General features: G+C 53.2%; 29 protein-coding genes. 7 read left to right on the top strand and 22 right to left on the bottom strand.

Features of this window, described 5'->3' with window-relative positions; all coding sequences use genetic code 11:
• Nucleotides 1-121 precede the first annotated feature (121 nt).
• The 5 genes from CRO05_RS06320 to CRO05_RS06300 all read left to right on the top strand — a co-directional run bounded on the left by CRO05_RS06320 (nucleotide 122) and on the right by CRO05_RS06300 (nucleotide 6,302).
• A complete protein-coding gene (locus tag CRO05_RS06320) occupies nucleotides 122-1,837 on the top strand; it encodes a multiheme c-type cytochrome (RefSeq protein ID WP_097065775.1) in 1,716 nt (571 codons plus the stop codon).
• A 15-nt stretch (nucleotides 1,838-1,852) separates the two neighbouring features.
• On the top strand, nucleotides 1,853-2,968 hold the full coding sequence (gene haoB, locus CRO05_RS06315; RefSeq protein WP_097065776.1) for a hydroxylamine oxidation protein HaoB: 1,116 nt from the start codon (nucleotides 1,853-1,855) through the stop codon (nucleotides 2,966-2,968).
• A 307-nt stretch (nucleotides 2,969-3,275) separates the two neighbouring features.
• On the top strand, nucleotides 3,276-3,983 hold the full coding sequence (cycA, locus tag CRO05_RS06310; protein WP_097065777.1) for a cytochrome c-550 CycA: 708 nt from the start codon (nucleotides 3,276-3,278) through the stop codon (nucleotides 3,981-3,983).
• Nucleotides 3,983-4,597, top strand: coding sequence for a NapC/NirT family cytochrome c (locus CRO05_RS06305; protein ID WP_097066272.1), 615 nt, complete (start codon nucleotides 3,983-3,985; stop codon nucleotides 4,595-4,597). The genes cycA and CRO05_RS06305 overlap by 1 nt, the downstream gene beginning before the upstream one ends.
• Before the next feature lie 178 nt (nucleotides 4,598-4,775).
• A complete protein-coding gene (locus CRO05_RS06300) occupies nucleotides 4,776-6,302 on the top strand; it encodes a PLP-dependent aminotransferase family protein (protein WP_097066271.1) in 1,527 nt (508 codons plus the stop codon).
• A 255-nt stretch (nucleotides 6,303-6,557) separates the two neighbouring features.
• On the opposite strand, the gene CRO05_RS06295 is transcribed toward CRO05_RS06300, so the two are convergent.
• The 3 genes from CRO05_RS06295 to CRO05_RS06280 form a co-directional block, all read right to left on the bottom strand.
• A complete protein-coding gene (locus CRO05_RS06295; RefSeq protein ID WP_097066270.1) occupies nucleotides 6,558-7,835 on the bottom strand; it encodes a methane monooxygenase/ammonia monooxygenase subunit B in 1,278 nt (425 codons plus the stop codon).
• Nucleotides 7,836-8,660, bottom strand: coding sequence for a methane monooxygenase/ammonia monooxygenase subunit A (locus tag CRO05_RS06290; RefSeq protein ID WP_097065283.1), 825 nt, complete (start codon nucleotides 8,658-8,660; stop codon nucleotides 7,836-7,838).
• A 268-nt stretch (nucleotides 8,661-8,928) separates the two neighbouring features.
• The gene (locus CRO05_RS06280) at nucleotides 8,929-9,738 is read right to left on the bottom strand and encodes a methane monooxygenase/ammonia monooxygenase subunit C (RefSeq protein ID WP_097065285.1); all 810 of its coding nucleotides are present in this window, start codon (nucleotides 9,736-9,738) and stop codon (nucleotides 8,929-8,931) included.
• Between the two features lie 772 nt (nucleotides 9,739-10,510).
• Between CRO05_RS06280 and gluQRS the strand changes: the two genes are divergently transcribed.
• Nucleotides 10,511-11,422 carry a tRNA glutamyl-Q(34) synthetase GluQRS gene (gene gluQRS, locus CRO05_RS06275; protein ID WP_097066268.1) on the top strand — a complete coding sequence of 304 codons (912 nt, stop codon included), beginning with the start codon at nucleotides 10,511-10,513 and terminating at the stop codon, nucleotides 11,420-11,422.
• A gap of 200 nt (nucleotides 11,423-11,622) precedes the next feature.
• Nucleotides 11,623-12,780, top strand: a complete 1,158-nt coding sequence (locus CRO05_RS06270; RefSeq protein WP_097066267.1) for an NAD(P)/FAD-dependent oxidoreductase — start codon at nucleotides 11,623-11,625, stop codon at nucleotides 12,778-12,780.
• 94 nt (nucleotides 12,781-12,874) lie between these two features.
• Here CRO05_RS06270 and CRO05_RS06265 read toward each other — a convergent pair whose 3' ends face one another.
• From CRO05_RS06265 to rplX, 19 genes are all read right to left on the bottom strand, one after another.
• Nucleotides 12,875-13,324: a DUF2806 domain-containing protein gene (locus CRO05_RS06265; RefSeq protein WP_097066266.1), complete on the bottom strand. Its 450-nt coding sequence runs from the start codon at nucleotides 13,322-13,324 to the stop codon at nucleotides 12,875-12,877.
• Between the two features lie 89 nt (nucleotides 13,325-13,413).
• The gene (locus CRO05_RS06260; protein WP_097066265.1) at nucleotides 13,414-13,728 is read right to left on the bottom strand and encodes a hypothetical protein; all 315 of its coding nucleotides are present in this window, start codon (nucleotides 13,726-13,728) and stop codon (nucleotides 13,414-13,416) included.
• A gap of 245 nt (nucleotides 13,729-13,973) precedes the next feature.
• Nucleotides 13,974-14,372, bottom strand: coding sequence for a 50S ribosomal protein L17 (rplQ, locus tag CRO05_RS06255; RefSeq protein ID WP_097066264.1), 399 nt, complete (start codon nucleotides 14,370-14,372; stop codon nucleotides 13,974-13,976).
• A complete protein-coding gene (gene rpoA, locus CRO05_RS06250) occupies nucleotides 14,359-15,363 on the bottom strand; it encodes a DNA-directed RNA polymerase subunit alpha (protein ID WP_097066263.1) in 1,005 nt (334 codons plus the stop codon). The genes rplQ and rpoA overlap by 14 nt, the downstream gene beginning before the upstream one ends.
• 34 nt (nucleotides 15,364-15,397) lie before the next feature.
• The gene (gene rpsD / locus CRO05_RS06245; protein ID WP_097066262.1) at nucleotides 15,398-16,024 is read right to left on the bottom strand and encodes a 30S ribosomal protein S4; all 627 of its coding nucleotides are present in this window, start codon (nucleotides 16,022-16,024) and stop codon (nucleotides 15,398-15,400) included.
• 11 nt (nucleotides 16,025-16,035) lie between these two features.
• On the bottom strand, nucleotides 16,036-16,425 hold the full coding sequence (gene rpsK, locus CRO05_RS06240) for a 30S ribosomal protein S11 (protein ID WP_004181016.1): 390 nt from the start codon (nucleotides 16,423-16,425) through the stop codon (nucleotides 16,036-16,038).
• A 46-nt stretch (nucleotides 16,426-16,471) separates the two neighbouring features.
• Nucleotides 16,472-16,852, bottom strand: a complete 381-nt coding sequence (gene rpsM, locus CRO05_RS06235; RefSeq protein WP_090882122.1) for a 30S ribosomal protein S13 — start codon at nucleotides 16,850-16,852, stop codon at nucleotides 16,472-16,474.
• Nucleotides 16,853-16,905: 53 nt separating this feature from the next.
• Nucleotides 16,906-17,019, bottom strand: a complete 114-nt coding sequence (gene rpmJ / locus CRO05_RS06230) for a 50S ribosomal protein L36 (RefSeq protein WP_074633734.1) — start codon at nucleotides 17,017-17,019, stop codon at nucleotides 16,906-16,908.
• A gap of 16 nt (nucleotides 17,020-17,035) precedes the next feature.
• Nucleotides 17,036-17,254: a translation initiation factor IF-1 gene (gene infA, locus CRO05_RS06225; protein ID WP_011380144.1), complete on the bottom strand. Its 219-nt coding sequence runs from the start codon at nucleotides 17,252-17,254 to the stop codon at nucleotides 17,036-17,038.
• Between the two features lie 17 nt (nucleotides 17,255-17,271).
• Complete coding sequence (gene secY / locus CRO05_RS06220) at nucleotides 17,272-18,600, bottom strand: preprotein translocase subunit SecY (protein ID WP_090882124.1); 1,329 nt, start codon at nucleotides 18,598-18,600, stop codon at nucleotides 17,272-17,274.
• 17 nt (nucleotides 18,601-18,617) lie between these two features.
• Complete coding sequence (gene rplO, locus CRO05_RS06215; RefSeq protein WP_097066261.1) at nucleotides 18,618-19,049, bottom strand: 50S ribosomal protein L15; 432 nt, start codon at nucleotides 19,047-19,049, stop codon at nucleotides 18,618-18,620.
• Complete coding sequence (rpmD, locus tag CRO05_RS06210) at nucleotides 19,050-19,238, bottom strand: 50S ribosomal protein L30 (RefSeq protein WP_097066260.1); 189 nt, start codon at nucleotides 19,236-19,238, stop codon at nucleotides 19,050-19,052.
• Entirely contained in the window at nucleotides 19,235-19,777 is a 543-nt protein-coding gene (gene rpsE, locus CRO05_RS06205; protein ID WP_097066259.1) for a 30S ribosomal protein S5, read from the bottom strand. Before rpsE ends, rpmD begins: the two co-directional genes overlap by 4 nt.
• Nucleotides 19,778-19,790: 13 nt before the next feature.
• Complete coding sequence (gene rplR, locus CRO05_RS06200) at nucleotides 19,791-20,147, bottom strand: 50S ribosomal protein L18 (RefSeq protein WP_097066258.1); 357 nt, start codon at nucleotides 20,145-20,147, stop codon at nucleotides 19,791-19,793.
• An 11-nt stretch (nucleotides 20,148-20,158) separates the two neighbouring features.
• Entirely contained in the window at nucleotides 20,159-20,692 is a 534-nt protein-coding gene (gene rplF / locus CRO05_RS06195; protein ID WP_097066257.1) for a 50S ribosomal protein L6, read from the bottom strand.
• 21 nt (nucleotides 20,693-20,713) lie between these two features.
• Nucleotides 20,714-21,109: a 30S ribosomal protein S8 gene (gene rpsH / locus CRO05_RS06190; RefSeq protein WP_097066256.1), complete on the bottom strand. Its 396-nt coding sequence runs from the start codon at nucleotides 21,107-21,109 to the stop codon at nucleotides 20,714-20,716.
• Nucleotides 21,110-21,265: 156 nt separating this feature from the next.
• On the bottom strand, nucleotides 21,266-21,571 hold the full coding sequence (gene rpsN, locus CRO05_RS06185) for a 30S ribosomal protein S14 (RefSeq protein ID WP_097066255.1): 306 nt from the start codon (nucleotides 21,569-21,571) through the stop codon (nucleotides 21,266-21,268).
• Between the two features lie 7 nt (nucleotides 21,572-21,578).
• Entirely contained in the window at nucleotides 21,579-22,118 is a 540-nt protein-coding gene (gene rplE, locus CRO05_RS06180; protein ID WP_097066254.1) for a 50S ribosomal protein L5, read from the bottom strand.
• Between the two features lie 19 nt (nucleotides 22,119-22,137).
• Entirely contained in the window at nucleotides 22,138-22,455 is a 318-nt protein-coding gene (rplX, locus tag CRO05_RS06175; RefSeq protein ID WP_097066253.1) for a 50S ribosomal protein L24, read from the bottom strand.
• Nucleotides 22,456-22,464: the final 9 nt, after the last annotated feature.

Here is a 22,464-nt window from a genome sequence, read left to right as displayed (position 1 = left end):
TTATGGTCATAATAAGGTGTTTAAGAAATTACGAGGGGTACTTTTGCCTGCAACGGTAAATCATGGGCAAGAGTCACGGATACCGAAGCACAACAATTATTACGGAGTAAAGGAGAGCAAAATGGTAGTCAAGCCTTGGCTGAGGCTGGTCACGCTCACATGCGGCGCGCTAATGGCGGCGTCGGCATATGCGGACTTTCCCAGCGTTCCCAAAGAGACGTACAAAGCGCTGAAGCTGGAGCAATCGGCCTCGCCCAAAGAGCTGCATCAAGCGCTGGTGAAGCGCTACAAGGACCCGGCGCAAGGTGCGGGACGCGGGACGCTGGCCAAATACTGGGAGCCGATTCCCATGAGCATGTACTTTGACCCTGCCTCTTTTTACAAACCGCCGACCTCGATGAAAGAAGTGGCGGCGCGGGACGAATGCGTCAAATGCCACACGGACGAATCCCCGGTGTGGGTGAACGCCTGGAAGAAGAGCACGCACGCCAACCTGGACAAGGTTCGCAACTTGAAACCGGAAGACCCGATCTACTACAAGAAAGCCAAGCTGGAAGACGTGGAGAAGAACCTGCGCTCCATGGGTCGGCTGGGCGCGAACGAGAAGCTGAAGGAAGTGGGCTGCATCGACTGTCACGTCGACATCAACACCACCAAGAAAGCCGATCACATGAAAGACCTGCGCATGCCCACGGCTGACGTATGCGGCACGTGTCACCTGCAGGAATTTGCCGAACGCGAATCCGAGCGCGACACCCTCATCTGGCCGAACAAGCAATGGCCGCAGGGACGTCCCTCGCATGCACTGGACTGGAAGGCCAACGTAGAAGTCGCGGTATTTGCCTCCATGCCGCAACGCGAGATAGCCGAAGGCTGCAGCATGTGCCACACCAACCAGAACAAGTGCGACTCCTGCCACACCCGGCATGAATTCTCCGCGGCCGAATCGCGCCAGCCGGAGACCTGCGCCACCTGCCACAGCGGGGTAGACCACAACAACTGGGAAGCCTACTCCATGAGCAAGCACGGCAAGACCGTGGCCATCATGGGCAACAAGTGGAACTGGAACGTACCGCTGAAGGACGCCTACGCCAAGGGCGGCCAGACCGCCCCGACCTGTGCCGGCTGCCACTTCGAATATGAAGGCAAATACGCCCACAACGTCGTGCGCAAGATCCGCTGGGCCAACTACCCTGCGGTACCCGGCATTGCCGAGAACATCACCAGCGAATGGTCCGAAGAGCGGCTGGACTCCTGGGTCAAGACCTGTACCTCCTGTCACTCCGAGCGCTTTGCCCGCTCCTACCTGGAATTCATGGACAAGGGCACGCTGCACGGCCTGGCCAAGTACAAGGAAGCGCACGCTGTGACCGAGAAGCTCTACAAGGAAGGCCTGCTGACCGGACAGAAGACCAACCGTCCGACCCCGCTGCCGCCTGACAAGGAAATGTTTGCCGGCTTCACCCAGCTCTACTGGTCCAAGGACAACAACCCGGCCGCCATCGAACTCAAAGTGCTGGAGATGGGCGAGAACAACCTGCCTAAACTGCACGTAGGACTGGCGCACGTCAACCCGGGCGGCTGGACCTACACCGAAGGCTGGGGACCGATGAACCGCGACTACGTCGAAGTCATGGACGAGAACACCAAGATCCGTGAAATGGCGGCCCTGCAGGCACGGGTGGCCAAGATGGAATCCAAGCGCAGCGCCGGACTCTTCGACCTCAACAGCGCCGATGACAAGATCTCGCTCGGCGGCCTGGGTGGCGGCATGCTCCTGGCCGGCACGCTCGCCCTGGCAGGCTGGCGCCGTCGTGAAAAGAACGAGCGCGAGTAAGGTTCGATAACAAGTTTGATCGCCTCATCCACCAGCCGCGCCCACCCGGCGCGGCGCAACAGTAAACTCCTCCCCTCACTGGGCATCCTCCTGGTGACGGGAGGAATTCTTTTGCTCCTCTGGTTTGCCTGGCTCTGGTTCAACCCCGGTCCCGCCCCTTATCGCTACCAACTGGTGGAAGAAGGCAGCATCGACAAATTCAGCCAGCTGGGACTGGAAGCCTGGCCCGATCTCACCATCGCCCAATATGAAGTCTATGCCGAAGAGGTCGACCAGCCACTGGCGGTGACCCATATTGCCCGGCAGGGCAACAGCGCACCTGTGCGGCTCGACTGGGAAAACCGCACCAGCGAACTGCTCCTGACCACTGACAGCAAACTCAGTGAACTGACCGCCCTGGCGGGCGCCATCAACAAATATGCCGCCAAGGACGCACTCATCCTGGCCTGGTGGGACACCTCCCGCCAGATCAATCTCTTGGCCGGACGCGACACCTTGTTCACCCAGCGCGTGGGCGAGCCGCTGATCGTACCCGCCCACTGGCGCAACCGCATTGACGCCATCCAGAAATACGAACAGGCATTCTGGGATGCGACCGCCAGTGCGGACGAGCAGCGCCGATTCCAGCGCTTTGCCGACGCCCTCCTGGCCGAACCGCAAGCGGGTGCTGCCATCCTGCGCGAACTTGCCGCCGAAGCCGCTAAATCCGCCAAGTCTGACAAGGCCGATAAAGCCGGAGGCGATGCAACCACCGCGCGTGAAGCCTACATCGCCATCCACGTCACCGACCTCTACAAGCTGGGCATCATGCGCCCGGAGCAGTTCGACATGGCCTACAAGAACTTCCCCATGGAAGGCAACATGCACGGCATGATCGGCTACCTCAAGAACTGGATGCTGGAAAACGAGTTCAAGACCTACACCCTGCAATCGTTGTCCGACAAACTGGTGCGCGGCTACTTCCTGCGCGATGTCAAAAGCCTCAACACGCTGATCGCCCAGATGCTGCCCTTCACCGAATCCCAGCCGCTTGACCTGACCGCCGTGCAACTCATCTACCAGCAGGGCGGCTACTGGGTCTACAAGATCCCACCCGCAAGCAGCGAATCCCCGTCTCCCGCCGGCGGCTGAATGTTCCCTAGCGTCCCCTAAGCATCCCCTGACCGTTCCCCGGTCGTCCCTGTGCGGTACCAGTGGTACCAGAAAGAGTCATGGTACTGGTGCTACCCGTTTATATAAACCGGAGATACAGTATGGGAATAACAGGTTTGCCGTAACATCACGTTTCAATACAAAAGGGTTGGCTATAAATCACGTTTCCGTAAGCAGTTTGCACCAGTTTGTTGTAATATCACAACGCCTGCCGCGGATATAACGGATCCAGCGGACATCGCGGATAACCAACGGATATACTTGCCCGAAAGAAAAAGGAGAAACCATGAGCTATCGCATGACACTAGCCCTAGCCGCAGCAGCCATGTTTGCGGTTATATCCGGGAGCGCGAGCGCCCAGTCGTTTGAAGGCCGCAAGAAATGCAGTTCCTGTCACAAGAGCCAGGCGCAATCATGGGGTGATACGGCGCACGCCAAGGCCATGGAATCGTTAAAGCCCAACACCAAGGCCGAGGCCAAGAAGAAGGCCAAGCTCGATCCCGCCAAGGACTACACCAAGGACAAGGATTGCGTCGGCTGCCATGTTGACGGCTGGGGCAAGGAAGGCGGCTACACGCTTGATGACCCGAGCAAATTCACCACCGGCGTGGGCTGCGAATCCTGCCACGGTCCCGGCTCCAAGTATCGCGGCATCCACCGCAAGGCCGGGGCCGCCTTCGAGAAATCGAAGAAGACCGCTCCGCGCCAGACCCTGGCCGACGCCGGACAGGACTTCGCCTTTGAAGAGAGCTGCAATGCCTGCCACCTGAACTACGAAGGCAGCCCGTGGAAGGGTGCGAAGAAGCCCTACACGCCTTTCACCCCGGCGGTGGACAAGAAATACACCTTCGACTTCGACAAATACGTGAAGGACACCAAGGCCATGCACGAGCACTACAAGCTGGACGGCACCTTCACGGGGGATCCGAAGTTCAAGTATCATGACGAGTTCCAGTCCAAGGCGAAGGTTGGCGAGAAAGGCTCGGAAGACTAATGGGCATAAAGGCAGGCGGCACCCTGCTCACGGGTGCAATACTTGGGATCGTCATGGTGGCGGTGGTATTCGGCGGCGAGGCCGCCGTCTCCACCACCGAATTCTGCACGAGCTGTCATTCCATGACCTATCCGGCGGAGGAGCTGAGAAGCTCCTCGCACTATGGCGCCCTGGGGGCAAACCCGGGCTGCAAGGATTGCCACATCCCGCAGGGCTTCAAGAACTTCCACCTGGCGGTGGCGACCCATGTGGTGGATGGGGCGCGTGAGTTGTACATGGAGTTTGCCGAGGACTATTCCACAGTAGAGAAATTCAACGAGCGCAGGCTGATCATGGCGCACGATGCGCGCATGAACCTGAAGAAATGGGATAGCCGCACCTGCCGCGAATGCCACAGGAATCCGCAGCCGCCGGGGTCCGATGCCAAGGCGGCGCACAAGAAGATGGAGACCGAAGGTGCTACCTGCATCGACTGCCATCAGAACCTGGTGCACAAGGAAGCCCCCGAAACCGACCTCAACGAGAGCATCAAGCAGGGCAAGCTGGTCCTCAAAACCGCATCGAAGGATGAGGACGAGGAGGATGAAGAGGATGAGGATGAGGATGAGGAGTGAGTTGAATCTTTCTTAGGTGACATAACACCGCCCGCCACTACTTAATACCTTATTGCTTAAAAGGTGGGCGGCGTTTCAGTATTAAGTGACAGGTTTACGTTAGCTCTGCGAATATGTCAGAATTGGACATTTATCTGAAACTGAAATCCGGCGCGCCTCCGCGCAGTCACAAAAAAATATGGCAATTCCCATTGAACTTGACCACAGCAGCCGCGAGTCGCTGCAAGGCCAGCTTTTCGAGCAGTTACGCAATCTCATCCTTGGCGGAAAGCTGAAACCGGGTACGCTCATCCCCGCTAGCCGAGTACTTGCAGAACAATTAGGTATTTCTCGAAATACCGTTTTGCTTGTCTATGACCGTTTAATTGCCGAGGGTTACCTTCAAGCCCGAAAGGCCATTGGAACGTATGTAAATCTCGAGTTACCGGAAACCTGCCTGGCCGCGACTCGCAGAACCTCCACTTTGGTTCCTGTTAGGGGAGAGACGGTAAAACGTCCCGTCATTCCCTTTATCGGCCAACCCCCGACTGTAAACCAAACTCAGCATCTGGACTTTGACTTTTGTCCAGACCGGATCGGCTTCGATTTATTTCCACACAAGATATGGCGTCGTTTTATTAACAGAACATTTACCTCGGCCAGCACGCATTTTACAGAGTGTTGCGATCCTGCTGGTTTATCGCAATTGCGAGAAGTAATTGCCGCCCATCTTGGGGTGGCGCGGGCAATCAGCGTTTCTCCTGAGCAGATAATTATTACCGCCGGCTCTCAGGAGGGGTTGAATCTGGCGGCCCGGCTACTTGTGAAAGAGGGAACGCTGGTCGCCACTGAAAACCCTTGTTACCATGGCGCTAAATCCCTTTTCGAAAGCTATTACGCGAAATTGATCCAGATACCCGTAGATGAAGAGGGGCTGGACGTCGCACAATTACCTAGGGAAGGCGTGTCACTTCTGTATGTGACCCCCTCTCATCAATTCCCCCTTGGCTTCACGCTACCGATTGAGCGTCGGCTGAAACTTCTGGACTGGGCCCGGCGTTGCGGCGCATTTATTATAGAGGATGACTACGACTCGGATTTCCGGTATCGCGGGTCACCCTTGACAGCCCTCATGGGCCTTGATGATCACGGTTGCGTCATGTATTTGGGAACATTCTCCAAATCCATGGGTGCAGGCCTGCGTCTTGGTTATCTGGTGGTACCCAAGTCATTGATCCCCGCAGCACGCACGGCCAAGGCGTTACTCAATAATGGAAATGCCTGGCTAGACCAGGCAACAATGGCTGATTTTATTCAGAGCGGCGCTTATGGCAATCATTTGAGACGCATGCGCAACATTTATTCGAAGCGCCATGATTGCCTTATAGAGGCATTACGCGAACATTTTGGTGAGGTCCAGCTTTCTGGACTGGAGAGCGGCCTCCACCTTGCCTGGCATCTCCCGGAAAGCTATCCTGATGCATCAGAGCTCCGGGCAATTGCACTGCGTCATGGGGTAGGTGTTTATTCTATTGGATCCGGCACCACTTTTGCTTTCGGCAAATGCGGCTACAGCGCACGCACGCTCGTGCTGGGCTTTTCTTCCCTTAATGAATACCAGATTCGAGCCGGCGTTCGGCGGATGGCTGATGTATTTTCAGGACTGCCAGCAGATTTCATTTTTTCAGGCACGGATGCTCGTGCTGAGCCTGCATCTATTCTCTAACGAAGGCCGTCGGCCTTTATTCGAACTACTCCCAGAGATCACTCTCATCGGGTGAGCGAATCTAATCGGGCAATCCTTGTTTACAAGCTGTCTTATCCATTTCCTGAAAGAGCTTGAAAAAATGGGGACCCTGATTTCAGATAAATATCTATAAAAAACACCGATCCACCTTTCCGTCTGGGACGGTGGCGGACCGGTGTCATGCCTTTGACAAGCCGCCCGGTGTTCGTCGAACCCGGGCAGCGTCTCTTTTGCCTAGAGCTTGGTAAAGACCGGTATGACTGCGCCGGCTATGCTGTTGATGTTGCGATCGCCAGCATCGTTCCAGGTCATGAGCAATCCGCCAAAGCGGCTTTCCGGGTCACCCAGGAGCGCCATCAGCCGTTGGACTTCCCACAGCGCATCTTTCGCTTCCATCTTGACTTCGCGCGTCTCACCCGGTTGAATCGGGGTGTCGTTGTCAAATGACAGGCCGGTCGCCACCAGTTCCTTCGGATAGCCGCGGTCCATGTGCTTCAGGCCCACCTTGTTGATGAAGCGCACGCCGGCCGTGGTGAATTCGCCAATGCGGTACGCGCTGTCGCCGCTGTTGGTGATCATCATGGTCACGCGCAGGGCGCGGCCCGGTACGTCATAGTTGGCGTGGGTCACTTTGATGGCGATGGGGTTGGGTTTCACCGGCAACGGCTGCACCTTGGATTCACCCGCCTGGATGGGCACGGTGTAGGGATGCTTGGTTTCGGTGTAGCGGTAGCCGCCCCAGACCAGGCCAAAGGTGAGTATCAGCACTACCCAGGCAACCTTCTTGTCCATCGGATCGAGCAGCAGGTCATCCCCGTAGGCCAGGAGTACGCGGCTGCGCGGCAGGAACATGGGCCGGGCAACGTAGTAGCCAATCCAGAAGATGCCAAGTCCCATCCACAGCGCGTGCCAGAAGATGCCGTTGCTGAAGTTGAAGGTCTCGGTATCAATGGTCTCGCCGGTCAGCAGTTTCACCGGGTTGGTGAAGTCATCCCAGCTGCCGGTGATGTTCATCCAGGCGGCAGGGCCTGCAATCGGGCCTGCATCCTTGATGTTGACCATGGCGTGCATGTGGTGGCGTCCCGGTATGCGCGCTTTGAGCTTGACTTCAAAGGCGTAGTCGCGGCCAATCTCGAGCGGGCCCGAGATCATGGTCGGCTCGCCGTTGAGTTTGGTGCTCAGGCGCACGAACACCGGGCTTGGGCTGCCGACGTTGAAGAAGGCGCGTCCCGGTTTGCCCACCGCCCGCGGCCAGTCCTCAGCCAGGTGGAATTTGCCGGACATGCTGGCAAGATCGTTGACCTTGGTGGTCTCGGGACCCCATTTCATGTCGTACCACTGGATGGTACGCATGCGCAGGAAGGGTTCCTGCGAGCGCTCACCATGTGCCGCGGCAGGCGTGATGTCCAGTCCCAGGGTCATGGCCAGGGTGGCCATGCCGTACAGGCCAAGCACGCCCAGCTTGCCCAGTGTGCCGAGCTTGCCCAGTTTGATCAGGTTCTTTGCGTTCATTTATTTGATCCCCTCTGGAAAGCCTTCTTCGCCAAATGCGGTAACGTCGTTCTTCATGGTGACGCGGCCGCGGTGGCCTTTCACGTAGAAGAATGCGGTGCAGTAGAGTTTGCCAAAGTACCACCAGATGCAGAACATGAGCATGGAGATGAACGCGGCAAAGAATGCGGCAATGACGGTGGTGTGACCTCCGAACGTGCGCAGCGAGCCTTGTTCGATGTTGCGGACATACTCAGGCGTGCCGGTACGGACATACAGGAAGCCCGTGTAGTCAGCGACCGACAGCAGTACGCCTTCCACTACCAGCGGCAGGTGGGTCGGGCCAAAAATGGGCCAGTTGCCAGGGTAGAACAATAACCCGAACGCGCCTCCGCCTACCAGCGCCGTGATCATCCAGTTGCGCGTCAGCAGCATGACTGTGTCCATCACCAGCGCACCAGGTATCATGGTGGAGGGAAACACGAAGCTCATGGGGTAGTGCGACCACCAGTAAAAGCCCCAGAAACGGGTCAGCCATTCACCCGCCAGCAGGCAGACGATGCACAGGGTGGCCCCAAACGGCAGCCGGTAGTTCACCCACAGGTAGTACATGATGGCGGCACAATAGGTGATCCCAACAATCGGGGTTACCACCGGCCACCATTGACGGTCTTTCCAGTCCAGCCAGAAGTCCCAGTCTCCCGCCAGCAGCATGAAGTGCATGTGGTAGGTCCCAACCAGCAGTATGCATAGAATCGGGAAATATACCGCATCTATCATCCTGGACATCTTTACTGCTTCCGGCGGCATCTTCGCCGCCTTTAGTATCTCATCTGTTCTGCTCATCGCGCCCTCCCCTCAAATGTGTCTACGATCTTGAAACATGAATAATGTGTTCGCGCTACTGCGGTGGGCATTTCGCGCGCCGCCGCTCTTTTATTGCTTGCTCGGCATCCCTGATGTACCGGGTTCCCCTTTGCCTTGGTTGCCCAGTTGATTGGGCCGTCCCGCTCCTCGGGATTTGCTTGCAGGAGCGGGACGGCCACGTTCAGCTTCCCATGGGCAACTTCAACTACTGATCAATCAATCGCCCATCAACCGATTGCGGTACCGGTTACGGTACGATGCGGTTGTTGAGGATGACTTTGCTCTGGCCATTCCAGACGACGTCGGTCAGGTTGGAGTAGCGCGTGATGATCTGCGCCGCTATGCCACCTGCAAACAGTCCCGACCAGCCCAGGATGACAAAGCCCCAGTGCAGCGGTGCGCTGAAGAGTTCTTCCATGAACCAGAAGGCATGGCCCCATTCGTTCAGACCCACGTTCGGCAGAATCATGAGCGGTCCGGCAATCGCCATGACCAGCGGGAACGAGGTGCCCCGGGCATACAGCGGCAGACGGGTCATGGCATACAGGTAGCTCGCCACGCCGCACACGATGTACATCGGGAAGGAGCCGTAGAACACCACCACGTGACTCGGGGTGAAGCTCGTGTCACGGATGATGACCTGGTGCCAGGAGGCATCCTGCTCGGTGAAGAAGCTGCCGCCCCAGTAAACGCCAAACAGATACACGCCCAGCCACATCATCCAGTAGAAGTAACGCTTGATTTCCAGCTTGGGGTCAAGATTGTCCAGGTTGGTGTCGCGCGTCTTCCAGATCCAGCCCCAGGTGACCAGGGCAAAGATCGGCATCACGATCATGTGCACACGCCACAGTCCCATCCAGACTTTCTCGAATTCCGGCTCCATCGAGTCCATCCCGTGCGAGTATGCAAATGTGCGTTGATACCAGATCCAGAATATCGCCACCGCCAGCATGGTGATCAGTCCAAACTTGTACCACCTTGAGTCATACCACAGCGACATGTCGTAATCACGACCGCCCGACTTCGCCTGGCTTGACGTTCCTAGTGTTGTTGCCATTATGTTTCCTCCTGCTTCTTTTGCGTTAATCAAGTACTGCGCCTGCCTACCCGGCGAGTTGCTTCCTCCCTTCTTCCCGCCGGCAGCAAGCTTCGCCCATCTCTCTACTGCTGTCTTGCTACTGCTGCAATCCTGTACCGCTTCGTACCGCCAGTATCCTGCTACCGCGGTTGCTGCCAAGTTTCCTGTTTCCTTGTACTGCTGAGTTGTTTCCAAATTGTTTCAAGTTGTTTCTGCAATATTGGTACTATCAGTAACAATATTGGTACCACCAATTTTGTTGCTACCAGTACTTTACATACCCACAACCCCGTAAAGACTATCCCCGAAGATTCTCCAAGTCAAGCAGTTTGTCGGGTAACAGACAGGGCAACTTCCGTGCCATGTCTGCCTCTCTTGTGCCTGTCAATGTCCCAACCTCTGATGAAATTCTTTAACCCGTTGACCCATTGCCTCTTCCGGCGAAAATTATTGTAATATAAAATCCATGCTGTTAAAAAGGTTATGTTAAACGAATATTCCAGCTATGGTGTCAAAATGGCCCGGCTAATTTGCATAGTGGCTTATCCTCACCCATTTTTCTGCTTCCATACGCTATCTCTTGCCGATCATGTACCCGTATTAATCCTTGAGGTTCACCAGATATCTCATTATTTGAATATACTAACGGCATCAGGTCAAATCCGATTGCAGTAACTGCGGCCTCGGTACGGAGAATATTGCGGACCAGGGCGACACCACAATACTTTGGGCAAACCCTTTATATTAACCGGTGACTAGTAGTCGATCTACTTCCTCGGCTTATCGTGGCCGCTTCGCTCCATCTCCGACCGGACCGCTGCATTTCGGCTCCCTTGTCGCTGCCGTAGGCAGCTATCTGGAAGCTAGATCGCGTCATGGCAAATGGTTCGTCAGGATCGAAAACCTGGATCCATTGCGCGAAGTTCCCGGGGCATCAGATGAAATCCTGAGCATGCTTGATGTCCTGGGGATGGAGTGGGATGGTGAGGTGGTCTATCAGAATCAGCGACACACATTATATAAGGCGGCTCTCACTACACTTGAAAGACAACATTTTATTTATGCCTGCACCTGCAGTCGTAAGGAAATTGCCGATTCCACAATTATGGGAATAGACGGCCCGGTTTATCCAGGCACTTGCCGCGGAGTTTCCCTCCATAAGGGACGTCCTGGAGCAAAGCGTCTGCGAACGGATAACCAACCAATTGAATTCAGTGATGCGTTGCAAGGCCGGTTTCGACAGCGACTGGACAGTGCCATCGGAGATTTCGTGTTGCAGCGCGCCGATGGGGTCTTTGCTTATCAATTGGCGGTGGTAGTGGACGATGCCGAGCAAGGGGTCACGCATGTGGTACGCGGTGAAGATTTGCTAAATTCTACTCCTCGTCAGATCTATCTGCAGCAATTGCTGGGTTACCCGATTCCGTCTTATTTGCATCTTCCGGTCGTGGTTAACGCCTCAGGTGAGAAACTCAGCAAACAGACTCGCGCCGCTCGGATTAATGTGTCTGATCCAGTGCGGCAATTGATAAAGGCCATACGATTTCTGGGTCAAAGACCCCCGTCGGAACTGATTAATGAGAACATTGCGTCATTTTGGAAATGGGCAACAGAAAATTGGAAGCAAGAGATGATTCCCCGGAAAACAGCGGAAATCTGCTGACGATATCGGATTTGAGCCAAATGTGGCGCCTGATTCAGACAATCGTATGCTACGCTGTTCCCCTGACTGTCATGACTCCATAATAAATGACAATCTCACGGCCTGTTAAGACGTAACATGTGTAGCCGCGCTGAAATCTCGAAAGGGATACCGATAATTGGCCGAATACCAGAACTGACCCGCATCGCGAAGGAAGTACCATGCCTTTTTTGCCATTTTATATACCCAGGCATAAGCAACTCAACATCGTCATTGTGGGCGGTGGTTATGCGGGAATCGCAGCACTGGTCACGCTTCTGCGCCATATGCCGGAAGCGCGCATCACCATAGTCGATCCCAGATCGCACCACCTCAAGATCACCCATCTACACGAAACGTTCAGGTATCCGCTAGAGGATTTTCTGATATCGTTTTCCTCTCTGGAAAACCGGTTTGGCTGCCGCCACGTCTGCGGGAAGTTGATCCTGGATGAATATATTCTCCAGCAATGCCAGAAGGACAGATTTCTTGCTGTCAACGATGAAATTCTGGAATTTGATTATCTCTTGATTGCCTCAGGTGCGCCGGTAGCGCGCATGGCTAAATCAGACAATATATTCGATCTCCATGATTTAATGACCACCCCGGGCTCCAGCCTTCTGGATGGTCGATTCAATACAACTGACGAAAGTGAGCGAACCATTTCGGTAATAGGCGGGGGTGCCACCGGAATTCAATTTCTTTTTGAAATTGCTCATTTTCTCCGACGGCAGAAAATCGAATGTAAATTGCGTTTAATTCATGGGGGGGATCGGGTACTTACACAGTTTCCGGCGGATTTTTCAACCTATACTCAGACGCGCATGGCTGATCTGGATATTGATTTCTACCCTAGTACCCGATACTGCAGCCAGCAAACGGAGGAGATTCTATTAGCGGAAAGTGAAACCGGCCGTCAATTCAACCTCCCATCAACGGTCTCGTTCCTGTTCGTCGGCAAAAAACCTGAAACGCTGTTTGAGGCGAATGCATTCGGCCAGGTTATGGTCGAGCGGAAGCCGCTGCAGAATATATTTACCGCGGGCGATTGTTCCATTTATAACGCTGCCGGTTCAAATACCATGACAGCGCAATCCGCTGTGCGCAAAGGAATGCTAACTGCAAGGAATATCCTGCGTCACTCGGGTGCTCTCAAATTGCTCGAGCCCTATTTTCATCGCGATTTAGGCTACGTTATCAGTCTCGGGCCAGCCGACGCCGTAGGCTGGCTGGCGCTGGAAGGTAACGTGGTTGGGGGTATGCCTGCGCTGGTAATCAAGGAACTGGTGGAAGCTCAATATGATTTATTGCTGACAGGGATCGACACCTACCTGGTTTAATACCATCCCCAAGAAAAAGGTATGCCCCGATCCGTTCAATGTTGCCCTTGTAGTTCAAAAAGCGATTTCAGTTAGTATCTTTTGAAACGAGACTTCAATACCTTTTGAGAATGGATGATACAACCAGCCCCTGCCGAGCCCATCTTTCGGTCACATATTCGTAGAATTCCTGATTACGCGTTGCATTGCAAACCGTAGCCAGTGCTTTTCCTTTGTCTGTCAGGAGGACGTGGCCAAGATCAAGCTGGTTGTGCGCTTCCTTGGGAAATTGAATTTTCGTCGGCCTGCCAAAGTAAAACAGGCGGGTGTGCTTGCCGAACTTTCTCTTCACGTACCCAGTTGCTTCCAGGGTAATCAGGCCGATCACCTGCAGGTATTCTAAAACAGGCAAATTGATGCCCTGCCTTGTGTAAATCGGATGTTGCACGTCATAAATCAACGGGAGCGGTTCCCCCTGAACCCATACAAACTGGCACAGGGGTGAAAAAAGCGCTGCATCGTTCTCATCAAAGGCAGGTGCTTCAATCTTTTTATCTGACACCATTCGGGAACCGAAATCAACCAGAATTAATTTCCGAGCTCAACTATTGACCTGCTGATAAATCTGCCAAGGCACGGGGCTAATGCCGTTACCTAGGATTTATCACGACGGCGAGAAATTTCCTGATCCAGTTTCTCAAGAAAACTTATATTCTTTTTCCGCTGCTTGTCACCCTTGTACCACGAAACGCATGCAAGAATTCCAACCACGACCAGGAGAACATTTGTAGCATTGGGCCCGCCAAAGAAAATATCGGTGAGACCCGTGAGAAATGCGAAAGCACCTACAAATCCGGTCCAATTCAGGAATTTATTTGCCCAGGTAGGCTCCTGACGTTTGACGCACCAGGTGTGAAGCTTCTCCCGTATCGAAATAAGTTCCGCATCAGTCCAATTTGCCAGATCCATCAGAATAGCCCCATTTGAACTAAAAGAGTTTCCCAAGCAGCGACCTGGCAGCCGCCAGAGTCGATCTTGGATAAATAAAGGTAATAAAGACTTTGAAAGCGGCCATGAATTATTTATGGCAAGCCAAGTTTTGTAACGCAGTGATTTTCTGCCAGCTACCACTATGAATTATAAACTTATCGGACAAGAAAAAGCCGGGATAACCCGGCCTTTTTTGCTTCCGCTTGCTTGTACAGCTACAACATCTAGGAATCCGCTTTCCCGGATCCGGCTGCAGTTGCTTGCTCGGGACGATCCAATAATTCTACCAGCGCCATTGGCGCATTATCGCCCCTTCGAAAGCCAAATTTAAGAATACGTAAATAACCACCATTGCGTGTTTGATAACGGGGGCCAAGTTCGCCGAATAATTTACCGACCATATCTCGGTCGCGCAAGCGGTTGAACGCGAGCCGCCTATTCGCCAGTGATGGCTTCTTGCCTAACGTTATCATTGGCTCAATTACGCGGCGTAACTCCTTCGCCTTGGGCAAGGTCGTTTTAATAACCTCATGCCGCAACAGCGAATTGGTCATATTACGCAACATGGCCAGCCGATGACTGCTAGTGCGATTGAGTTTTCTTAATCCATTATGGTGCCGCATGACTTGTTTCCTTTTTACCTTTATCAAGATTGGAAGGTGGCCAGCTTTCCAGCTTCATGCCCAGCGTCAATCCGCGCGATGCCAACACTTCCTTGATTTCATTCAGAGACTTTCTGCCCAAGTTAGGGGTTTTCAGCAATTCCGTTTCAGTGCGTTGGATCAAGTCACCAATATAATAGATATTTTCGGCCTTCAGACAGTTGGCAGAACGCACGGTAAGCTCAAGATCATCCACGGGTCGCAGTAATACTGGATCAATCTGAGGCAATTTTGGCTGTTCCACGGGTAACGGCGTGCCCTTGAGATCAGCAAATATAGAAAGTTGCTCCACCATTACTTTCGCGGCGTAACGAATCGCTTCCTCTGGATCGACAACACCGTTGGTCTCGATATCCATAACCAGCTTATCGAGATCGGTACGCTGTTCGACACGCGCACTCTCTACCGCATAACTTACGCGCCGCACTGGACTGAAAGAAGCATCCAGCAAAATACTGCCAATAGCACGGCCTTCATTTGCCAATTGCCGCACTGTTCCCGGTACGTAACCGCGTCCCAGTTCAACCTTGATCTGCATATCCAGTTTACCGCCCGCGGTAAGATGTGCGACCACATGCTCCGGATTAATAATCTCCACATCGTGTCCAACTTCGATATCGCCGGCGGTAACAGTACCCTCACCCTTCTTCTTGAGGACCAGGATGGCCTCGGTCCGATTATGCAGTTTCAGAACAATACCCTTGAGGTTAAGCAGGATATCGACTACATCCTCCTGTACGCCATCCAGGGCGGAATACTCGTGTACCACGCCGCTAATCTGGACTTCAGTTGGTGCAAATCCCGGCATTGACGATAGCAGAATCCTGCGCAGCGCGTTCCCCAGAGTGTGCCCGTAACCGCGTTCAAACGGTTCCATGGTGATCTTGGCGTGCAACGGGGAAATATTCTGAACGTCGATAATGCGCGGCGTAAGAAATGTGTTACTTGGCATAGCCTGATCCTTTTGCGGAAAGCTTGGCAGTTGATTACTTGGAATACAGTTCAATCACTAAAGATTCATTGATGCTTGACGGCAACTCGGATCTCTCCGGCTTGGCCTTGAATGTTCCCTTCAGGGCTTTGGCGTCCATCTCTATCCATTCTGGAAAGGTCCGCTGCTCCGCAGCTTCCACCGCCGCCTTGATGCGCAGATGCCCTTTCGCCTTCTCGGCAACCTCTATTACGTCACCTGGCTTGACTTGATAGGAAGGAATGTTGATTCTCCGGCCGTTTACCATAATGGCATTATGACGCACAATTTGACGCGCTTCTGAACGCGATGCACCAAAACCCATACGGTATGAAACGGTATCAAGGCGACATTCCAGCAATTGCAGTAAATTCTCGCCGGTAATGCCCCGCCGCTTGTCAGCCAGCTCGTAATTATTGCGAAACTGGCGCTCCAATATACCGTATATCCGGCGCAGCTTCTGCTTTTCACGCAGTTGCACCCCATAATCGGATAGTCGCGCGCTTTTCTGACCATGTTGACCGGGAGCATAATTTCTACGCTCAATCGCACATTTGTCAGTAAAACACTTCTCGCCTTTCAGGAACAACTTCTCCCCTTCGCGTCGGCATTGGCGACATTTAGGATCAAGATTTCTGGCCACTATCTACTCCCTTAAATACGGCGTTTCTTCGGTGGGCGGCAACCGTTATGCGGAACTGGCGTCACATCCGAAATACTGGTAATTTTAAAACCTGCTGCGTTCAATGCCCGCACTGCGGATTCCCGTCCTGGGCCAGGGCCTTTGATGCGCACTTCCAAATTCTTGACTCCACATTCCTGCGCGACTTTGCTCGCTTGCTCGGCCGCCACCTGAGCAGCGAATGGCGTACTTTTACGCGATCCTTTGAAACCCGCTCCCCCCGATGTCGCCCATGATAAGGCGTTGCCCTGCCGGTCCGTGATGGTCACAATAGTATTATTAAATGACGCATGAACGTGGGCAATGCCCTCCGCTACGTTCTTCTTGACTTTCTTGCGCACCCGCGTGGCTGCTTTAACCATATTGAATTATTCCTTTTCGCTACCGTTCAGTTGGCTTGAATACTATTTATCGTGCCGCTGCCTTTCCACTTGACGCCCGAACTGCCTTGCGAGGCCCTTTCCGCGTCCTGGCGTTGGTCCGGGTACGCTGGCCCCGCACCGGGAGCCCACGGCGGTGACGCAACCCGCGGTAACAGCCGAGGTCCATCAAACGCTTGATATTCATCGAAACTTCGCGCCGCAAATCGCCTTCGACCGCAAACTTTGCTACGTTATCCCGCAGCTTATCCATTTGAACGTCGGTGACATCCTTGATCTTGGTAGATGCGCCAATGCCAGATGCCGCACAAATCTCCCGCGCCCTGGCGCGACCTATGCCGTAAATCGAAGTCAATGCGATTTCGGCATGTTGATGATTTGGGATATTTACTCCAGCGATACGGGCCATACATTTTCCTACGAAAATTTTGAATTATAACATCGAAAGTAATGCTTATCCGATTATCCCTGGCGCTGCTTATGTCTCGGATCCGTGCAGATAACCCGCACTACACGGTTGCGCCTGATAATTTTGCAATTACGGCAAATCTTTTTTACTGAGGCCAATACTTTCATGTATGCTCCTTCCCCACTATTTAGCGCGAAACGTAATTCGTGCTCTACTTAAATCGTACGGCGTCAGATCTACGGTTACCTTGTCGCCTGGCAAAATCCGGATGTAATGCATGCGCATTTTGCCGGAAATATGGCCCAGCACTATATGGCCATTCTCCAGCTTGACACGGAACGTCGCGTTCGGCAGCGTTTCCAGTATCTCACCTTGCATTTGTATCGTTTCTTCCTTGGCCATCCTATCCTTGGTTACAACTATCTCGCCGGCAATCCACCGCCGCCTTTGAAGTTAGTTTTCTTCAGTAAACTCTCGTACTGGTGCGACATGATGTATGCCTGTACCTGCGCCATGAAATCCATGGTAACCACCACAATAATGAGCAGGGAAGTGCCGCCAAAGTAAAATGGCACGTTCCATTTCAGTATTAGAAACTCCGGTAGCAGGCACACGAGCGTCACATAAATCGCACCCGCCAAAGTAAGCCTTAACATGATGCGCTCAATATACCGGGCGGTCTGCTCCCCAGGTCGAATACCTGGAATGAAGGCCCCACTTTTCTTGAGATTCTCTGCAGTTTCCCTGGGGTTGAATACCAGCGCGGTATAAAAAAAACAGAAAAATATAATCATCGCCGCGTACATGATTACATAAATCGGCTGACCCGGAGATAGCGCTCCGCTCATATCCTTGAGCCAGCTCATCGATTCTCCCGTAGCAAACCATCCTGCAAGCGTAGCCGGAAATAATATGATGCTGGAAGCAAAGATAGGCGGAATCACGCCGGACATATTCAGTTTCAGCGGTAAATGCGAACTCTGCCCGCCATAAACTTTCCGTCCAACCTGACGCTTCGCATAATTTACCAGTATCTTGCGCTGGCCTCGCTCGACGAAGACGACGAAAGCTGTTACGGCCGTAGCCGCCACAAAGATTCCCAATGCCACCAGAAAATGCATCGCTCCGGTCCGCACCAACTCAAGCGTACCCCCAATTGCGCTCGGGAGGCCGGCGGCAATGCCGGCAAAAATAATCAGAGATATACCGTTGCCGATACCACGTTCAGTGATCTGCTCGCCAAGCCACATAAGAAATATCGTGCCGGTAACCAACGTTATTACCGTCGTCAACAGGAACATCGGCCCTGGTTCAATCACCAATCCAGCCTGGGCCTGCAAGGCTATGGATATGCCATAACCCTGTACCAGCGCCAACCCCAACGTGCCATATCTCGTGTACTGGGTAATCTTTCTGCGCCCCGATTCGCCTTCCTTCTTCAGCGCTTCCAGGGTGGGAAACGCCACCGTGCCTAACTGCATGATGATCGAAGCCGAAATATACGGCATGATGCCCAGGGCGAAAATCGAAAAGCGAGAGAGTGCGCCCCCGGAGAACATGTTGAACATACCAAGAATGCCCCCTTGCTGCGACTCGAACAAGTCTTTCAGCACCACTGGGTCAATACCTGGCACCGGCACATGCGCCCCAATGCGGTAGACAACTAATGCGAGCAGCAGAAACCACAGCCGGCGTTTCAGGTCGCCGAGCTTCCCGGAGAGTCCCCGCAGGGATTCACTAGCGGCCAATATATGTCCTCTTGAGCTTATTCAACACTGCCGCCAACAGCTTCGATAGCAGCTTTCGCGCCTTTTGTTACCGCGATACCCTGCAACTTTACAGCCCGCTCGATCTTTCCCGAAAGTATCACCTTCACGCTCAACGCAGAGCCGGGGACGATTCCCGCCTGCTTCAGTAGCAGTATATCGATGGCGTCTCCCTTCACCCGGTCCAAAGCCGACAACCGCACTTCCACGGTGTCTTTTCTGGTCAGGGAAACAAAACCGCGCTTGGGCAAGCGACGTTGCAAAGGCATCTGTCCACCTTCGAAACCTACTTTGTGAAAGCCGCCCGCACGGGATTTTTGTCCCTTGTGTCCCCGTCCGGCGGTCTTCCCCAGACCGGACCCGATGCCACGGCCCACGCGCCGCCTGGAAGGATTGGCGCCAGTCGCCGGTTTAATGGAATTTAGCCGCATCTACGCCTCACTTTTTACGAGGTAATAAATGTTATTGATCATGCCTCGCACGGATGGGGTGTCTTCCAACTCCACGCTACTGTTAATGCCGCGAAGTCCCAACCCACGCACGGTGGCTCGATGTGATTGTTTGGTACCGATCAGGCTTTTGATCAAGGTTACCTTGATCTTCTTGTCATTACTGGTCATTTTTCCAATCCCATGATTTCCTCCACGCTCTTGCCGCGCTTCGCTGCAATTTCCGATGGAGTATTCATCGTTTGCAAACCGTGCAACGTAGCCCGCACGACATTATAAGGATTGGTCGAACCGATACACTTGGCAAGAATATTATGAACACCCATCACTTCAAATATTGCACGCATCGGGCCGCCGGCAATGATGCCGGTACCTTCTGATGCGGGCTGCATATATACTTTGGCTGCGCCATGTCTGCCGATAACCGGATGGTGCAGTGTGCCATTCTTGAGATTTACCTTGATCATCTTGCGGCGCGCTTCATCCATCGCTTTTTGTACCGCGACCGGCACTTCACGGGACTTGCCCTTGCCCATCCCGACACTTCCATCTCCATTTCCAACCACTGTCAAAGCGGCAAAACCAAGGATGCGACCACCTTTGACTACCTTGGTAACACGATTTATCGCTACCATTTTTTCCTTGAGTCCGTCGCCGCGATCATCGCCCTGCGGTACCTTTCCCTGCATCCGTCCCTGCATCTTAGCCATTATCTTTCCTCACTCAGAATTTGAGGCCATTCTCACGAGCAGCGTCGGCCAGTGCCTTCACTCGCCCATGATATTTAAAACCTGAACGGTCGAACGCAACCGTCTCGATACCCAACCCTCTGGCCTTCTCCGCAACTCTCTTGCCCACTGCCGCCGCTGCGTCAATGGTGCCACCATTGGGTAAATCCTTGCGAACATCCGGTTCCAGTGTCGATGCGCTGGTCAATACCTTTGCGCCGGAACCGTCGATCAGTTGCGCATAAATATGGGAATTGCTCCGATGCACGGCCAAACGGACAACTTTCAACTCGACGATCTTCGCACGGGTTCGACGAGCACGGCGCAAACGGGATTCTGTTGGATTTGGCATATCTACCCTAATTATTTTTTCTTGGTTTCTTTCATGACGATTACTTCGTCGGAATAACGCACGCCCTTGCCCTTATAGGGTTCCGGCTTACGATATGCGCGTACGTCCGCCGCCACCTGACCAACCTGCTGCTTGTCCATTCCCTTGATAACAACTTCCGTTTGACTGGGAGTCTCAACTTTAACGCCCTCAGGCATTTTATGGCTGACCGGATGTGAGAATCCCAACGTCAGGTTCAGGACATCATTCGCCGCCTGCGCGCGATATCCTACGCCGACCAGCGTCAGTTTTTTTTCAAAACCGCTGGTTACCCCCTTGACCATGTTGGCAAGCAGCGCTCGCGTGGTTCCGGACATTGCATTCGCCTGCTTGGAATCGTTGGCGGTTTTTACCAGCAAATTATCACCCTCCCGCTCAACGGCGATATCTGAAACAAGATCACGTCGTAGCGTTCCCAGGGGTCCCTTAACAGACACCTCGGAAGCTGACAAAGTTACTTCTACATTTGCCGGGATTGGCACAGGATTTTTACCGACTCGAGACATTTTTATACCCTTACTTAATCCTTAGGCCACAATGCATAACACTTCACCGCCTACGCCACTGGCGCGGGCCTTACGTTCGGTCATTACACCTTTTGATGTCGACACTATCGCTACTCCAAGACCATTCATCACATTAGGTAATTTGTCGCTGGCCTTGTAAATCCGCAGGCCAGGACGGCTGACACGTTCAATTTTCTCAATTACCGGGCGGTCGGCATAATATTTCAGGCTGATATCCAACACCGGTTTGCCATCAGCGTTATGAACAGCAAAATCCTCAACATAACCTTCTTCTTTCAATACCTTTGCGATAGCCGCTTTAAGCTTGGAAGCGGGCATTGCAACGGATGCTTTCTCAGAACGCTGCGCGTTACGAATTCGCGTCAGCATATCGGCGATGGGGTCACTCATGCTCATCTATGGATACCTCTAGAAATCCAATTTCCATAACAGACAAGTACGTAAATGCCTGAAAGTTAAATTAATCATATGGGATTTGCTTTCATAATACGAGTGAGCTTCGTTCATATTTCGGAACTTAAACCCATCCGTAACAATTCGTTTCCTATCAGCCTACCAACTTGCTTTGATCATGCCCGGGATTTCGCCGCTCATAGCAATATCGCGAAGTTTTCCGCGACCCAGTCCGAATTTGCGATAAACACCACGAGGACGGCCAGTCAATGAGCATCGATTACGCAGCCGAACTGGACTTGAATTTCGGGGCAACATCTGCAACTTTATCCTGGCGGAGTGACGATCCTCATCGCTTGCATTGGCATCGTTAATAACGACCAGCAATTCGGCACGCCGTGCAGCAAACTTCTTCACTGTCTCCCGACGTTTCAGATCCCGGTTAATTACAGCTACTTTGGCCATGCGACTCTCAATTTTTGAATGGAAATTTAAATGCTGCCAACAATGCCTTCGCTTCCGCATCGGTTTTTGCGGTAGTGGTGATCGTAATATTCATTCCCCGGAGCGCGTCGATTTTATCGTACTCAATTTCCGGAAAGATTATTTGTTCCTTCACACCCATATTGTAATTTCCCCTTCCATCAAAGGCTCTGCCGGAAATACCGCGAAAATCACGAATGCGCGGGATAGCCACGCTCACCAGCCGGTCGAGAAATTCATACATGCGGATGCGCCGCAGTGTCACCATGCAGCCAACCGGATAACCATCTCGAACCTTGAAGGTAGCGATGGATTTTTTTGCTTTGGTTACCACCGGTTTTTGGCCTGCAATCTTTCGCATATCACCAACCGCGCTATCCATGATTTTCTTGTCAGCAACCGCCTCACCCACACCCATATTGAGCGTGATCTTCTGGATGCGCGGCACTTCCATCACCGACTTGTAGCCAAACTGCTCCATCAGCTGTTTCACTACGGTGCCGCGGTAATACTCTTGTAAACGAGCCATATATCTTCCCTTTACCTTCTCAGGCACCAAGCAGTTCGCCACTCGATTTGAAATAACGAACCTTGCCCTTGCCTTCCAGCATTCTGAAGCCCACACGGTCGGCTTTCCGAGTAGCAGGATTGTAAATCGCTACGTTTGAAACCTGAATCGGATTTTCCATCTCGACGATTCCGCCTGCTGTTCCTTTATTCGGGTTAGGCCGCTGGTGTTTCTTGACCTTATTGGCGCCCTCGACTATCACCAAATCAGCACTCACTATACGCAAAACCGTGCCGCGTTTGCCCTTGTCCCTGCCGGTGATGACGATGACGTCATCTCCTTTCTTTATTTTTCGCATATTCCACTC

It is taken from the genome of Nitrosovibrio sp. Nv4 (assembly GCF_900215485.1).
Lineage (GTDB): Bacteria > Pseudomonadota > Gammaproteobacteria > Burkholderiales > Nitrosomonadaceae > Nitrosospira.
Note: the sequence above shows the minus strand (reverse complement) of the source record. Positions and strands in the feature narration are given on the sequence as shown.